Origin of the sequence: Tychonema sp. LEGE 06208, from assembly GCF_015207505.1 — a bacterium.
GTDB lineage: Bacteria > Cyanobacteriota > Cyanobacteriia > Cyanobacteriales > Microcoleaceae > Microcoleus.
Window position 1 is genome coordinate 27556 of sequence record NZ_JADEWT010000050.1, and the last position, 16792, is coordinate 44347.

Below are 16792 nucleotides of genomic sequence, written 5' to 3' on the forward strand. Positions count from 1 at the left end.
CGCGCAGGCGGACTTCCCTTTTGTAGACGCGGTTTCAACCGCCGTCTGCAAACAAATTTAATCCTAAAAACAAAGTTAAATTAATGAAAAATTACCCCACTCGAATGCAATCGGTACAATCGCCAATAATTCCCGTAGTAGGCGAACTAATCCAGCAAAATCCGGGAACAATATCTTTAGGACAAGGCGTAGTTTACTACAATCCGCCCCAAGAATCCTTTAACAAAATCCCCGAATTCCTCGCAAACCCCGACAATCACAAATACAAAGCCGTCGAAGGAATTCCCGAATTACAAGATGCAATCGCAGCCAAACTCAAGACAGATAACGGCATAGAAATTAACAACAAAAACTGCATTGTTGTCACCGCCGGCAGCAACATGGGATTTACCAACGCCATTCTCGCCATCACCTCGGCGGGAGACGAAATTATTATCCAATCACCTTATTATTTTAACCACGAAATGGCGGCAATCATGGCAAATTGCCGCCCAGTCATAGTAGAAACCGACGCTAGCTATCAACTCAATATCGATGCTATCAAAAAAGCAATTACTCACAAAACGCGAGCAATTGTCACCATTTCACCCAACAACCCAACCGGCGTAGTTTATGATTCTGAATCACTGCGCGAAGTAAACGAAATTTGCCGCCAGCACAACATTTATCACATCAGCGACGAAGCTTACGAATATTTTACCTATAACGGCGTTAAACACTGTTCTCCCGCAGCTTTTCCCCACAGTAACGAACATACAATTTCCCTGTTTAGCCTTTCTAAAGCCTACGGTTTTGCGAGTTGGCGCATCGGGTATATGGTAATCCCAGAACATTTGCTGGTTTCCGTGAGAAAGATTCAAGATACTATCTTAATTTGTCCGCCGGTAATTTCTCAATATGCAGCCTTGGGAGCCTTGCAAGTTGGTAGAGGTTACTGCGATAATTATGTAAGGGCGATCGCATCCGTGCGACAACTCGTATTAAACGAACTCAATACCATCCAAAATCTGTGTACAATTTCCCCAGCCTGCGGAGCTTTCTACTTTTTCTTAAAAGTTGACACAGAACTCGATACAATGGAATTAGTAGAACAATTAATTCGCGAATATCGCGTAGCAGTGCTTCCCGGTACAACTTTCGGCATGGATAGCGGCTGCTATTTGCGCGTTGCTTACGGTGCTCTGGAAACTGAAACAGCGGCCGCAGGAATTAGCAGGTTGGTCAAAGGTTTAAAGGCAATTTTAAACAAGTAAAATAGGATGTAAAAAATGGTTGCAACTAATTTAATAACAGATAAAAATATTAAAATGTTACCCGCTGCTAAGCTTAAAGACTTGCGCGAGTTGATGGCAAGTTACGACTTAGATTGCTATTTAATTCCAGCAGTTGACGAACACTTAAATTTATCAGTTCCAGCAGCCAAGCAGCGACGAGCTTGGATTTCCGGTTTTACTGGTTCGGCCGGCGATTTGTTGGTTGGTAAAGATGCTGCTTGGTTGTTTGTGGATTCCCGCTATTACGAACAAGCAGAATTGCAAGTGGATGCTGCACTGATTCAAATATCGAAACTCGGCTTAGAAGGAAATTTAAGTTTAATTGAAACCTTAGAAAAAATCGCGGTAGAATCTGCCCAAAAGTCAACTAAAATTAGATTTGGTTTTGACCCGTTTACGGTAGCGACAGAGCAATATCAAAACTGGGTCAGAAAATTTGCAACTGCTGGAATTGAACTCGTAGCGATATCGGAGAATTTAGCAGACAAAGTTCGACAAACTACAGAAGTTTTACCCGCCATTGACGAATCTCCGATATTTAGTTTACCAGTATCTCTGACGGGAGAAACCGCTGCTCAAAAGTTAGCGCGAGTCAGGGAAGCGATGCAAACTGCAAACATCGACGTGCTACCGATTAGCAACCTGAATCAAATAGCGTGGCTGTTCAATCTCCGAGGTTCGGATATTCCCCACATTCCGATTTTTATATCCTATGCGATTGTCACCGCAGATACTGCGTTTTTGTTTACCAATCCCGATCGCATTTCAGCAGAAATCAAGCAAGAATTGTCGCCTGCTGTAACTGTGCTTCCCTACGCAGACTATCCGTCAATCTTAGAATCGTGCGTCAATTTGCCGAAAAAAGTTCGGGTGCTATTAGACTCGAAACACAGCACAGCAGGCACGTACAAGTTAATTTTAGGTCAACAAACAACTGAAAATAAGATTGAAATAGTTTTCGCTCCGAATCCGGTAGAAGGGATGAAAGCTCGGAAAAATCCTGTGGAAATCGAGCAGATGAAATCAGCCAATTTTAAGGCAAGTCGAGCGAAAGTTCTGACTTTAATGTGGTTGACAGAGCAGCTAAAAAATGGTAAGGTTTTGACTGAGTTTGATGTTAAAGAAAGCATCGAAAGTTTTTATCAGCAAGAAACGGATTTTCAGACTTTAACGTTTAGAACGATCGCCGGTGCGGGTGCAAATAGCTCGATCGTACATTACGGAACCCCAAGCCCCGAAATCACCTTAAAACCGGGAGAATTGCTGCTGCTGGACTCAGGGGCGCAATATTTAGCAGGTACAACCGACGATACGAGAACCATGATTGTCGGAGAACCGACGGCGCTGCAAATCGAACACTACACAACCGTCTTAATCGCGCACATCAACTGTGCAATGCAGCAATTTCCCAAAGGTACAACGGGATCGCAATTAGATGCGATCGCCCGTGCGGTATTATGGCAACAACAGCTAGACTACGGACATGGCACCGGGCACGGAGTCGGCGCGTTTTTAGCCGGTCACGAAGGCCCCAACGGTATCAGCAAATTTGTCCAATATCCCCTAGAAGCGGGAATGGTAACAAGTATCGAACCGGGATATTACGAACCGGGATGGGGCGGAATTCGTCTCGAAAATCTCTATATTGTCAGGGAAATGCCCTCAAAAAACGGTTCGGTTTGGTACGGATTTGAACCGTTGACGTATATTCCCTTTGAAAGGAAATTGATTGATGGCGATCGGCTGTCAAAGACTCAACTACAATGGTTGAACAACTATCACGCCTCCGTAATCGAGAAACTCGCACCCGTACTTGATGCAGCAACAATCGCCTGGTTGAAAAAAGCCTGTGCTGTATTAGGTAAAGCCTCGTAATTTCTCGCAGATTTAACTTGTGCACCTATTTTCATCGAAACTTTTGTACCTTTGGACACGCGAGTCCGCCCCAAAGGTACAAAATAGCACATATCAGATAGGGACACGGCACTGCCGTGTCCCTACTGTATTTAATCCGATATTTCATTCGATTTAAAACTGCTATAAAGCTGGTGACAAGACTCGAACTTGCGACAGGCTGATTACAAATCAGCTACTCTACCAACTGAGTTACACCAGCAGTGAAACTTAATATAGCAAACTTACAGTCATTAGCGCAACCCCCCCAGCCAACTTTTTTTTCAAATTCGCCCAAAACCCCTCCCCGTAAGGGCAGAACCGGAATTAGAGGAATTTAGCAGTCTGGCGCGCACCCAGACTCCAGAAACCGGGTTTCTTCCTAGATTTCTCGTCACTCAACCCAAATTTTCCCAGAAACCCGGTTTCTCGCCCCCGTAGGTAAATGTTGTGGAACTTATCGCCGCGACAGGGCGGACTCCCAGCCACAGCAGATCGTCTAAACTACTGACTAATGACTAATGACGGCAGGAGGGCGGGCACGCACCATCCACCGCCCCTACTGACTAATGACTAATGACTACTGACTAATGACTAATGACTAATGACTAATCGCAGCGCCAAATCTTAATTGTCTCATCCGCGCTGCCGCTGGCTAGCAAATTGCCCGAAGGTGCGATCGCCACCGAGTATACAGTACCCGAATGTCCCTTAAGAGTGCTCAATAGCTCCCCCGTATGCAAATTCCAAAGATTAATCGTATTATCATCGCAGCCGCTAGCCAAAGTCAAACCGTCCCGACTGATAGCAACCGAATCGCCCCTACTTACATAATTCTGCAAAATATGTAGCCCCTCATTCATCCCTAAATTCGCTACACCCTTTCCCCTCGCAGAATGAGAATTGAAAATCCGCAACAAACTGCCCGTATGCAAATTCCGGAGCTTAATTGTATAATCATTGCTGACGCTAGCGAGAATTTGACCGTCCGGCGCGATCGCCACAGAATTCACCCCCACATTCACCCCCGAAAGAGTCCGCAGCAACTTACCGCTTTCCACATCCCAAACCTTGCTCGTCGCATCCGAACTACCGCTCGCCAATATCTTACCATCCGGGCTAAAAACCACCGCATTCACATTGTTAGAATGACCCCTCAAAGTCCGCAGCAACTCACCAGTCCGCAAATTCCAAAGCTTAATCGTATTATCTGCCCCGCCGCAGCTAGCAATTATCTGCCCCTTCGGGTTAATCGCCACCGAATTCACTTCCATAGAATGTCCCGGAAAAGTACACAGCAAATCGCCGTTGTACAAATTCCAAAACTTAATTGTTTCATCCGAACTGCCGCTAACCAACATTTTTCCGTCATAGCTAATAGCAACGGAATTTACGCGATCGGAATGTCCCGTCAAAGTGCCAATTAATTCCCCTTTTTCTAAATTCCAAATCTTAATAGTTTTATCCCAACTACCGCTAGCCAGAATTTTACTGTCAGGACTAATCGCCAGAGAATTCACAAACGATGAATGTCCCGGCAACGTATATACGCACCGCCATTTCAGATTTTTCAATTGGTGAGCTAATTCCTTCGCTCGTTTAGATGCCTCCTCAGTTTCCTCTCTGTGCTTGAGTTCCCGATCCTCCAAACGCTTCCTTTCTGCCCTAGCTTTCGCCTCTCGCAGCGCCAACCGCCGCATCTCTCCTTTATAGACTATTCGCTGCTGTTCCTGAATTTCTTTAAGAGTTTCAATATACGGTTGAGCCCAATCTTTAGAAAACCATTCTTGAGCAAATTCCGCCTCTAATTTGAATAGCTGAGGTTCGTGGGTAAAATCAATATTTAAATAATACAAATCCGCTAAAAAAGCCGCTAATAACTTATGAATTGTTACAATTATTTGCCGAATAATCCGCAGACTAACCTTTTCATCTTTGCCCTCGGCTTCCAACTGCTGATAAACCTCTTCCCAATTCCAAGGCTGCATCGCCACTAGAGAAACGCTCTGATTGATGATTCCCCAAAAACCAAGGTGAAAATTGACTTCATAATCGCTGATATCGCTGTACAATATAGCTGTCGGCACGGGAGACAAAACAGTCTGCAACCGCTCCACATCAATATCAGAAATCGCTTTTTTAAAATAGTCTCCGTAAAATTGAACCGGACAAGATTCTCCGTGCTGGGGGTAGTGCTGATTCAAAAAAGATCTCAACTTAGCCGGCAGCTCGATATTTAGATTGTGACGAAAAGAATCCGGGCAATCTTGGCTAATTTTTGCGGGAGCAACCAACAGCAGCAATCGGTGCTGTTGCTGCTGCAAAATTTGTTCGGTTTCCTGTCTGCTCAAATTAGAAAACCAGTTGTCTTTGTCCCAAATAGTTTGAATTTGGCTCAGCTTAACTCGAATTGCTTCTGATTGAAACTCCCGCATTAACTCGCGGCAAAGCCGGCTAATGGCCCGCTTATCTCTCAATTCTTGTGCCTTAACTCGATTGGCGCGTTCTTCCTTTACCCATTCTTCTTCTATGCTGGCGATCGCGATTAATTCTTGTTCGCGGCTGTGCTGTCGCTGCAAATATTTCACTTGTGCTTTAATCCAGCGGGGGTCTTTTTTGATTTGCTGGTTCAAAGCCGAAGAAGCAGCCGAAGGCTCAATTTCTGCATAGCGTTCGTTAACAGCGCTTGCTCCCAATCTTTCTCCCAATTCGCTAGCTACAGGCTTCAACAGTTCAATTATCGTGTCTGAGAGGGGGCGGGGTAAGGACATATCAGTCAAAACTTTTTTTAACTCAAGGGCGATCGGGCGAGTGAGGCATATTCGCCAAGGCTGGACTCTTACCGCGATCGCGCTTATTTGGGAGAGCAGCCAGCGCATCCGTAAGGCCTATCGTGCAGGCTTAGCACCTTGACTCAATCATGGTATTTATACGGTTTACATTTTACCGCGAATCTGAGTCAAAACCACCGAGCGTAAGACTTGAGGATAGTCGATCGACCCCGAATTCCCCCAATTCATTTTTTTTGTTGCTATTTTTACTTGCGCCTGTTTATAATCGTACTTCACAAACATAATTACGGTATTCCGACCCAAAAACCGTAGTTTTCCTAGAGGAACCAATATAATGAGCCAGCGGCAACACCTAACTCAACAATTTCACCGATCGCCACAGCCACCAGCAGCCAAAAATCGATCGTTGACTTCACTCAAAAGATTCCTGTCCCTATTTTTAGTAGGAATAACTTTAAGTCTGGCCGTTGTATCCTGCCAGCAGGGAACCCCCAGCAACCCCGCAGCCACTCCCGGCGGTGCTAACCCAGCAGCCAACAAAGGCAACATAGAACTAACCCTCGTTTCCTTCGCCGTCACCAAAGCCGCCCACGAAGCGATAATTCCCAAATTTGTAGAACAGTGGCAAAAAGAAAAAGGGCAAACCGTCAGCTTCAACCAAAGCTACGGCGGTTCCGGTTCCCAAACCCGAGCCGTAATTGACGGATTAGAAGCCGACATCGTACACCTAGCCCTCGCCCTCGACACCGCCAAAATCGAAAAAGCCGGACTCATTGCGCCCGGGTGGGAAAAAGAAGTGCCCAACGAAGGCATCGTCAGCAAATCCGTAGCAGCCATCGTCACCCGCGAAGGCAATCCCAAAAACATCAAAAATTGGGAAGACTTAGCCAAAGACGGAGTGAAATTGATTACCGCCGATCCCAAAACATCAGGCGTGGCTCGCTGGAATTTCCTAGCACTTTGGGGCTCAGTTGTCAAAACCGGAGGCGATGACACCAAAGCATTAGATTTTACGAGCAAAGTCTACAAAAACGTTCCCATCCTGACCAAAGATGCCCGCGAAGCCACCGACGTATTTTTCAAACAAGGCCAAGGTGACGCCTTAATTAACTACGAAAACGAGATTATTCTGGCATCTCAGAAAGGCGAAAAACCGACTTATACTATTCCCGACGTGAATGTGTCGATCGACAATCCGATCGCCATCGTGGATAAAAACGTGGACAAACACGGCACCCGCGAAGTCGCCGAAGCATTTGTCAAGTTTCTCTACACCCCAGAAGCTCAGCGAGAATTTGCTAAAGCAGGTTTTCGGCCCATAGATGCCACGGTAGCCAAAGAACCCGAATTTGCCCAAAAATATCCCCCCGTCAAAACCCTATTTACAGCTCAAGACTTAGGAGGTTGGGGAGAAATTCAGAAGCAATTCTTTGATGACGGAGCCACTTTTGACAAAATCCAAGGTTCAATTAAACGCTAAGCAAATCAGAATTTACTCGTTCCCAGGCAGAGCCTGGGAACGCATATCCGGAGGCTCTGCCTCCCTGTAAAGCTTTCCGATCTTCCTCACTTGCTGTTTCGTCAAAAAGCAAGGCAGAGCCTTGAGTTCGGCATTCCCAGGCTCTGCCTGAAAGCAAGTAAATAAGCGTTCATCTGCGGTTAAAAATTACCCTATGACAGTATCATCTCCAGCCACCAACCCTCAATCTGCGATCGCCAACATCAAAAGAGCGATCGGCAAAATCACCCTACCTTGGGGAATCACCCTAGGCTACCTCAGCCTCATGCTATTTTTGCCAGTCACAGCCATGCTGGTAAAAGCCAGCACAGCAAACCCCAGTGAATTTTGGAAAATTGCCACAAGCCCGATCGCCCTTTCCGCCTACAATGTCACCTTTTTTACCGCATTAATTGCCGCATTAATTAACGGAGTATTCGGCACATTAATTGCCTGGGTATTAGTCCGCTACGACTTTCCCTTAAAACGGATTGTCGATGCAGCAGTAGATTTACCCTTTGCATTGCCGACATCAGTCGCAGGTTTAACCCTCGCCACAGTTTACAGCGATAACGGCTGGATAGGCGGGCTGTTTGCACCGTTAGGAATCAAAATATCATTCACTCGCTTAGGCGTAGGCGTAGCAATGATATTTATTTCCTTACCATTCATCGTGCGGACTGTACAGCCAGTTTTAAACGAAATGGAAAAAGACATCGAAGAAGCAGCTTGGTGCTTGGGTGCTTCTCAATTTCAAACCTTCTGGCGAGTAGTTTTACCGCCACTATTTCCCTCAATTTTAACCGGAGTTGCCCTCGGATTTTCGCGAGCGGTGGGCGAGTACGGTTCTACTGTAATAGTAGCTTCTAATATACCGTTTAAAGATTTAATCGCCCCGGTCTTAATTTTCCAGCGATTAGAGCAGTACGACTATGCAGGAGCCACGGTAATTGGCACTTTCATGTTAGGTATTTCCCTGACAATGTTATTCGCTATAAATCTCTTACAATCATGGAGAAGACGCTATGACGGCTAATCTAAATTTATCGAAAGAGTACAACTTTCCACCGAGTGGTTCAGCTAGAAAAAACGCAAAAACTTGGGTAAAACCAACGTTGATAGGAATTGCGATCGCCTATCTCGGTCTCATCTTATTTATTCCAGCTCTCAACGTTTTTTACCAAGCTTTCAAAAAGGGAGTAGATCCATTTTTGAGCAACTTAACCTCACCAGATTTTCTATCAGCCGCACAACTCACCCTGCTGATTACTCTGATTGTTGTACCTGTAAATACGGTATTCGGTTTGTGTGCAGCTTGGGTTATAGGCCGCAACAAATTTCCGGGACGCACACTCTTAATCAGCATTTTAGACGTACCATTTGCCGTATCTCCCGTAGTAGCAGGTTTAATGATTGTACTGCTTTACGGTCGCTTGGGATGGTTCGGCTCGTGGCTGGAGAGTGCCGGAATTAAGGTTATCTTTGCTTTCCCCGGAATGGTACTAGCAACTGCTTTTGTCACTTTACCTTTTGTCGCCCGCGAAGTAATTCCTGTTTTGGAAGAAGTGGGAACCGATCAAGAAGAAGCGGCGAAAACCTTAGGAGCAAATGATTGGCAAATTTTCTGGAATGTCACGCTACCGAACATTCGTTGGGGCTTGCTTTACGGAGTAATTTTGACCAATGCTAGAGCGATGGGAGAATTTGGAGCCGTCTCTGTGGTGTCGGGAAATATTGCTAAGAAAACCCAAACTTTGCCTTTATTTGTAGAGGATGCTTACAAGCAATATGCGACGCAATCGGCTTTTTCTGCGGCGGTAGTTCTCGGATTGTTAGCAGTTGTTACTCTCGTACTTCAGGAGGTTTTGGAAAAGAAAACTAGCATCAAGGAGGTTGAGTAATCAAATATAATGATGTGTTTTTGCGATTACAAACCAATCGCAACTATCTGTAAATGTAGGGTGCACACTACGCACCTTACCTCGGAAATAAACCTTAGGAGCCTCAAATGTTAAACCAGAACAATAGCGAATTTGAATTTGAATCGAGCGACAATTTTCACAAAACCAAAGAATCAGATATCCCCCACGCTGATTCACGAGACACCAGATTAACTCAAACCCGCATTCGGATTCGTGTTCCTAAAGAATATCATCAGGAACCTGTCATTTCTAACCTGATTTCGCAATACGGTTTGACGGTGAATTTTAATGCGGCTTTGTTGGGTGTCAAAACTTCGGATGACGGTTGGTTTGATTTGGAACTTAACGGTACAAGTCAACAGATTGAAAGTGCTCTGTTTTATCTCAACGATTTAGATGTGGAAATATGGAGCAATTCCAATCATCCCGATGAAGAAACTTGGTAAAGGTTTGTAGTGAGGACTTGAGTCCTCATAAAACTAGAACTGTGGGTTCTCACTACAAACCAATTTTATCGGCGTTGTTCGATCGCGCATCCATATCTTTCAGCCGAAAAAAATCATGGTAACATCACTTTACAGCTAATCACCGTGACTGATGAATCTTGACTAACAAACAAATATCGCCCTCAGTTAATTATTAGATTGACAATTTTTATCAAATTTGGTATATTCTCCATCTCTGGAAAATCCAAAAATAGCACGCCGCTCCTTTCAAAGATTTTTGTAACAGCCGGAACAATATCCCCCTTTAAAACTTCTAAACAATCAAACTAAGTCATTTTATGCTGGCAAAGCATAAAAGAAAGTTTTTGTCAATATCTATTTGATTGATACAAATTAAGGGCTATCCTGTTAGTTGGCGCAGTCCCCGTAGAGGCCGGCTTCGCTAACGATAAACACCGGCGCAGGAAAAAGCTCGATCGCTGGTGTGCGGGGTTTGTGATATGAATTTGATGTGTGCGTGTACCAGAGGAATTTAAGCGTGGAATTTTATAAAGAACCGAAACACCAGATAGTTTTTGCAGATTCACAAGTTACAGATTGGGCAAGTTTAACAGAAACTGTAAATCCAGATACAGAAGTTATTATTCTCAAGGGCGATCGGGACGGCATCGAGCAAATCGCCGAAACACTTAAACAGCGGCAAAACATTGCAGCCGTCCACATTTTGTCTCACGGCGCAGCAGCCAGCTTGCAACTGGGAACCACAGAACTCAATCTCAGCAATATTGAAAGCTACCGCAATTATTTAGAAACATGGTTTGCTTTACCAGCGGCCGAAGCAAACTCGAACTATTCAACTACAGCTAAACCCGAAATTCTGCTTTACGGTTGCAACGTTGCCGCCACAGAAGTCGGTGTGGCCTTCGTAGAAAGGCTGAGCCAGCTAACCGGGGCGGAAGTTGCGGCTTCGGATAACTTGACCGGTAGTGCCGCCCTCGGTGGAGACTGGGAACTCGAAGTCACTACGGGGAAGATCGAGACGGCATTGGCATTTTCCCAAGAAGCGAGAGAAGCTTATAGCGGGGTACTTGCTGACTTAAACCAGAGTGCTGGCGACTTTGGCGCACTGCAAAATGCCATCAATGTTGCCAACATCAATGCTGGGATTGACACAATTACCCTGACTGCGGATATCACCCTCGCGGGGCTGCTGCCAAAAATTAGTGACAACACCAATATCATTGGCGGAGGTTTTGCCATCAGGGGCGGTAGTAATTTCCGCGCCTTCGTAGTTGATAGCGGTGCAAACCCAGTCAACATCTCCAACCTCACCATTGATTCTGCAAGAGCATTAGGTGGCAACGCACCAGTTGGTGGTGGTGGCGGCGCTGGCGGTTTAGGCGGCGCACTTTTTATCAATACTGGCAGTGTAATTGTTGACAGAGTGACTTTCTCTAACAACCAGGCGCTCGGCGGTAACGGTACTCTTGGCAGCGGTGGCGTTGGTGGCAACAGCGACTTAAACACTGGTGTTCCAGGTGGCACTCCTGGTGTGGCAGGGGCTGGTGGTGTTGGTGGTACTCCTAATGGTACTGGCGGCATTGGTGGCACCGCTGGAAATGGTAGCCAGGGCTTCCCTGGTGGCACTGGTGGCATTGGTGGCATTGGTGGTACTGGTGGAGCCACTACCGGTAGTGGTGGGCCTGGCAGTCCTGGTGGGATTGGCGGTGCCGGAATCTTCGGTGGTGGCGGTGGTGGCGGTGGTGCTGGTGGCGCTGGCGGCCCTGGTGTTGGTACTGGTAACGGTGGTAATGGCGCGATCGGTGGCGGTGGTGGTGCTGGTGGTATCGGTGGCGGTGGTGGTGCTGGTGGTATCGGTGGCGGTGGTGGTACTGGTACTGTTGCTGGTACCGCTGGTACTGTGGGTGTTGGCGGTGCTGGTGGCTTGGGTGGTGGCGGTGGTGCTGGTAGCACTGGTGGTGCTGCTGGTGCTGCTGGTGGCGGTGCTGGTAGCACTACCGCAGGTGGTGGCGGTGCTGGTTTGGGTGGTGCGATTTTTGTCGGTGGCGGCAGCTTGACCTTGACCAACAGCACCTTGTATAGCAATACAGTCAGGGGTGGAAATGCTGGTGATGCTACCGCAGGTGCGGGTACAGCAGCAGGCGGTGCAATTTTTGTTAACTCTGGTGCTACAGCTACCCTGACTAACAACACGATCGCCTATAACTCTGCTACAGCGGCTACTGTTGGCGCACCGGCTAGTCTGATTGCTAGATCCGGAGGAATTGACAACGGTGGTACTGTCACGGTCAAGAATACGATCGTCGCTGGCAACACTGCTGCTACCAACACCGATGTTACAGGAGCATTCACAGGGAACAACAACCTGATTGGAGTTATCACCGGGAGTACAGGTTTTGCGGCTACTGAGCAATTAGCAGTTCCTATCGCAAATGTATTAGCACCAGCCGCCGCTGCCGGACTCAACGGCGCAACAGCAGGGCCTTTGACCCTTGCCCTGGTTGACAATAGCCCCGTAACTACCAGCAGCAACCCTGCCATCGGTGGAGGCGACCCAACCATAACGGCCGTGGGCGCTACTGCTTTCGACCAACGCGGCGCTGGTTTCCCTCGCAAAATTGACAATACTCTCGTTGCAAAACCCAATATTGACATCGGTGCTTACGAGTACGGGCCAGTTGTTCAGGGTCAGAAATTCAACGATCTCAACGGCGACGGCGTTAAAGCTGCGACAGATCCAGGTTTAGGTGGATGGACTATTACCGCAGGAACTAAGACTGCTGTTAGCTCTGCGGTTCCTGCAACTTTGGGTCAATACACCCTTACCGATACTAAGGCAAACACTGCGATCGCAGAAACACCACAAGCCACTTGGACGCAAACTTCCCCTACCACTGTGCCTACCATTGGTACTACGGATCTCTTTGGTACCACCGCCGTCAACTTCGGCAACTTCCAGGACATGACCATCAGTGGTCTGAAATTTAATGACCTCAACGGCAACGGTACTCAAGATGCAGGGGATGCGGCAGTAGCTGGGGTTACGCTTAATTTAACCAATTCCGTCACAGGGGCTGCGATCGGAACACCAGCCACCACAGATGCCACTGGTGCTTACACTTTCACAGGATTGAAGCCCCTTGCAGGTGGTGCTCTCTACCGTGTCCGGGAAACGGTGCCAACAGGTTCCACACAAACCACAACCGATCCTGCCGACATCCCTCTCCAAAGCGGCGCAGCGATAACTAATGCTACCGTTCCGGGCCTCAACTTCGGTAACTTCCAAAACATCACCGTCAGCGGCACCAAATTCACCGACCTCACAGGCGACGGCTTCTCTGCCGACGATACCCCCCTCGACGGCACTACCATTCGCTTGTTGAAGGATACTAACAATAACAGCACTTTAGATACCGGCGATACCGAAGTCGCCAGTCAAGTTACCGGGACAGCGCCTGCGGCTGCTGGTACTTATAGCTTTACCAACGTTGGCATCGGTCGGTACTTTGTGAGAGAAGATGTACCGACCGGTTTCTCACAAACCGCCGGCCCGGCTTCTTATACAATTAACACCGTTAGCAACACCCCGATTACGGGTCAAAACTTCGGCAACTTCCAGTTCGGCAAAATCAGCGGGATCAAATTTAACGACCTCAACAAAAATGGCGTGCAAGATGCGCCTGCAGAAGAACCCCTAGGAGGCTGGACAATTTACTTGGATGCCAACGACAACGGCGTGCAAGACCAAGTACCAGCAGAAACTGGCACCAACGCCACCGTTACCGATGTCACCGGTAAGTACCAGTTCACCAACTTACCAGCCGGCACTTATACAGTGCGGGAAGTTGGACAAACCGGCTGGACGCAAACTGTGCCGCCCGCCGACGCAGCCACGCCTACCCTTTCCGGGGCATTTAAGATCGCAGTCACCAGCGGTACCGACTCCCAAAACAACAATTTCGGCAACTTCAAGCCGAACACGATTAGCGGGCTCAAATTCAACGATCTCAACAACAATGGCATCCAAGATTTGCCAGCAGAAACAGGACTGCCCAACTGGCAAATATTCCTCGATACTGACGGCAACGGCACTCTGGACACCGGGGAACCGAACACCCTCACCGATGCCACCGGCAATTACAAATTCCTCGATTTGTCAGCAGGAACCTACAAGGTGCGGGAAGTCTCCCAGCCTACTTGGACGCAAACTACCTCGAACCCGGCCGACATCACTGTCATCAGCGGTCAAGACATCGCTAATATCAACTTCGGCAATTTCCGATCGAGCACCATCAGCGGTCAAAAATTCAATGATGCCAACAACAACGGCGTTAAGGATGCCGGAGAACTGGGGCTGCAAAATTGGCAAATATTCCTCGACAGTATCAATCCCGATGGCATATTTGAACAGGGCGAACCCACTACCATCACTGATGCCCTGGGCAACTACACTCTCAAAGACATACCTGCAGGCACTTTCCAGGTAAGGGAAGTACCGCAAACCGGCTGGACGCAGACGACGCCTAACCCCGCCCCGATTACGGTGGCCGGTGGAGATGCGATCGCGGGCATTGACTTCGGCAACTTTCTGCCGGAACCGGGCACGATCCGAGGTCTGAAGTTCCGAGATAGCAACAACAATGGCATTCAGGAAGCCGGAGAACCGGGTTTACCCAATTTCCAAATTGAGTTAACCAAGGTCGTACCTCCAACCCCAGGAGTTCCTGCTGCGCCTGCTGTTACTACTACCACCGACAACAGCGGCAACTACTTGTTCGCGAACCTAACGCCGGGAACCTACAGCGTCCGGGAAGTCAACCAAACTGGTTTCACCCAAAGCACGCCCAACCCCGCCGACATCACGCTGACTTCGGGTGCTATTGTCAGTGGCATCAACTTCGGGAACTTCCCGACACCGACTCCGACTCCGACTCCGACGCCTGGATCTTTGCCAACGCCGATACCTGTACCGACACCGGCGCCTGCACCGACACCGGCGCCTGCACCGACACCAACGCCGACACCGGCACCGACACCTGCGCCGACACCTGTACCGACACCAACGCCGACACCGGCACCGGTACCGACACCGACGCCTTCACCTGTACCGACAGATTTGGTTTGCCCTGCAGACTTCCCCAGAAACCCTATTTCTAATCAGTTCGGCAATTCTTCTGGGGGTAATGTCATCAACGGCCCTAACGGCGACGATACGATCGTCGGTACGGCCAACAGTGACTCGATCTTCGGATTGGGCGGCAACGATTTGATTTTTGGCCAACAGGGCGGCGACTACATCAATGGCAATACGGGCAACGATACTGTCTACGGTGGCATCGATAACGACACTCTCTTTGGCGGTAAAGGCTTTGACCTGATTTTTGGCGATCGCTCGAATGATACGATTTACGGCAATCGCGGCAACGACTCGCTCAGCGGCGACGAAGGCGATGACCTATTGTACGGTGGCAAAGCCGACGACGTAATGTTGGGAGGCGCTGGCGACGACGTGCTGTTTGGCGATGAGGGCAATGACACTCTCTGCGGCAACGACGGTAACAATACCTTAATTGGCGGCAACGGTGATGATTTGCTCTTTGGTGGCACCGGCGATGACTTGCTCTTTGGAGGTATTGGCAACGATACCCTCGTCGGCGGATCTGGCCGCAATGGTTTTATCTTGGCAGACGGCGCGGGAATTGATACTATTTTCAACTTCACCGCAGGAGTTGATTCACTTGTGTTGGTGGGAGGCTTGGACTTCAATCAACTGTCAATTACTGAAAATAATGGCTCAAGTGCGATCGGGCTTGCTAACAGCGACCAGATTTTAGCTGTAGTGGCGGGCGTACTTCCGACACAGCTATCGGCGAGCAGTTTTAGCTTGCTGGTTTAGTCTGCAGTCCCCAGCACGCAGGGGTTTCAACTTAAACAGGCTCAAAGACTGAAGTCTTTGAGCCTGCTTAAATCCACGCTTTGTGGACTTTGAGTTTGAGGTAGGAGTTGAAACCCCTGCTTTCCCTGCGGGTTTGAGGTTTAATATCCTGTGCGATCGATTAACCGCACGCAGGTTCGTAGTGCGGACTTCAGTCCGCATCTCAAAAGGACTTGAGTCCGCATCTCAAAAAAGCCGCGCACCTTACCCAGACAATCGGAAGTAGGGAAACGAAATTCCGTTCCCATTCTGCGGTCAAATTTGTTCCAGATACTCCAGCAAGTCAGCCATTTCTTGCGGACTCGGCTGAAACTGCGGCATTGGTGGAGTTCGCCCGCTGGTGACTTGGCGGATCAGCTCAAATTGGGATTTGCGCTCGGAAACTCGCTGCAAGTTAGGCCCGACTTGACTGTCTGCAACGGATATGTGACACCCGGCACAGTTCATTTGAAAGATGGCTGAACCCTGAAGCTGGTTTCCCGTCAGGGAAAGTACGCTTTTGACGTAGGGATCGGCGATTTGAAACTGACGAATTGTCAGACTCGCCAATATGATGGCAAGCAACACCGCGATCGCAAATATAGCAAGTCGCTCGATCGGGTTCTTAATTTCATTTTTGGCAAGTTGGTGATTCAAAGGAGTTCAATTTAAAAATAGTATCTACAAGAAAATTTACTTCTCATAACATAGCTTAATCCTTCCCAGCGGGGAGATCAAGCCTTGAGAAGGGTTGAAGGGCGTTTTTGCGAAAATTCATCTGTATAAGTGCTGGTAATATTAAAAACAGGTTGTTAAATCTTAACGTTAAGGAGCTCTCATGGTAGAACCGCTACTTTCAGGTATTGTTCTGGGTCTAATCTTTGTTACTCTGTCGGGGCTGTTTTTTGCTGCATATCAGCAGTACAAGCGCGGCGATCAGTTGGGTATCAACAAGTAAAAGGGGCCTATAGTGCCTCGGTGAAGCGAGGGGGAGAGGGGGAGATTGGGACATTGGGAGAGGGGGAGATTGGG

Annotated in this window: 10 protein-coding genes and 1 tRNA gene; 8 read left to right on the forward strand and 3 right to left on the reverse strand. The window is 48.1% G+C overall.

The features are described from left to right. The first annotated feature begins 83 nt into the window (after window positions 1-83). Both IQ263_RS14820 and IQ263_RS14825 read left to right on the forward strand, forming a co-directional pair. Window positions 84-1253, forward strand: coding sequence for a pyridoxal phosphate-dependent aminotransferase (locus IQ263_RS14820; protein ID WP_194068093.1), 1170 nt, complete (start codon window positions 84-86; stop codon window positions 1251-1253). 15 nt (window positions 1254-1268) lie between these two features. After that, on the forward strand, window positions 1269-3149 hold the full coding sequence (locus IQ263_RS14825) for an aminopeptidase P family protein (RefSeq protein WP_194068094.1): 1881 nt from the start codon (window positions 1269-1271) through the stop codon (window positions 3147-3149). A gap of 168 nt (window positions 3150-3317) precedes the next feature. On the opposite strand, the gene IQ263_RS14830 is transcribed toward IQ263_RS14825, so the two are convergent. Continuing rightward, window positions 3318-3390: transfer RNA gene (locus IQ263_RS14830), tRNA-Thr, on the reverse strand. Between the two features lie 385 nt (window positions 3391-3775). Continuing rightward, a complete protein-coding gene (locus IQ263_RS14835; RefSeq protein ID WP_228050066.1) occupies window positions 3776-6046 on the reverse strand; it encodes a WD40 domain-containing protein in 2271 nt (756 codons plus the stop codon). Between the two features lie 247 nt (window positions 6047-6293). On the opposite strand from IQ263_RS14835, the gene IQ263_RS14840 reads away from it, so the two are divergent. The 5 genes from IQ263_RS14840 (at window position 6294) to IQ263_RS29845 (ending at window position 15742) form a co-directional block, all read left to right on the forward strand. Then, window positions 6294-7439, forward strand: a complete 1146-nt coding sequence (locus IQ263_RS14840; protein ID WP_194068095.1) for a sulfate ABC transporter substrate-binding protein — start codon at window positions 6294-6296, stop codon at window positions 7437-7439. 193 nt (window positions 7440-7632) lie between these two features. Then, on the forward strand, window positions 7633-8493 hold the full coding sequence (gene cysT / locus IQ263_RS14845) for a sulfate ABC transporter permease subunit CysT (RefSeq protein ID WP_194068096.1): 861 nt from the start codon (window positions 7633-7635) through the stop codon (window positions 8491-8493). After that, window positions 8483-9358, forward strand: coding sequence for a sulfate ABC transporter permease subunit CysW (cysW, locus tag IQ263_RS14850; RefSeq protein ID WP_194068097.1), 876 nt, complete (start codon window positions 8483-8485; stop codon window positions 9356-9358). Before cysT ends, cysW begins: the two co-directional genes overlap by 11 nt. A 107-nt stretch (window positions 9359-9465) precedes the next feature. Next, window positions 9466-9825 carry an NIL domain-containing protein gene (locus IQ263_RS14855; RefSeq protein ID WP_194068098.1) on the forward strand — a complete coding sequence of 120 codons (360 nt, stop codon included), beginning with the start codon at window positions 9466-9468 and terminating at the stop codon, window positions 9823-9825. A gap of 538 nt (window positions 9826-10363) precedes the next feature. Further along, window positions 10364-15742: an SdrD B-like domain-containing protein gene (locus IQ263_RS29845; RefSeq protein ID WP_194068099.1), complete on the forward strand. Its 5379-nt coding sequence runs from the start codon at window positions 10364-10366 to the stop codon at window positions 15740-15742. 294 nt (window positions 15743-16036) lie between these two features. Here IQ263_RS29845 and IQ263_RS14865 read toward each other — a convergent pair whose 3' ends face one another. Further along, window positions 16037-16417, reverse strand: a complete 381-nt coding sequence (locus IQ263_RS14865) for a c-type cytochrome (RefSeq protein ID WP_194068100.1) — start codon at window positions 16415-16417, stop codon at window positions 16037-16039. Window positions 16418-16598: 181 nt separating this feature from the next. Here IQ263_RS14865 and petG point away from each other — a divergent pair, with 181 nt between their 5' ends. Then, a complete protein-coding gene (gene petG, locus IQ263_RS14870; protein ID WP_015174208.1) occupies window positions 16599-16718 on the forward strand; it encodes a cytochrome b6-f complex subunit V in 120 nt (39 codons plus the stop codon). Window positions 16719-16792: the final 74 nt, after the last annotated feature.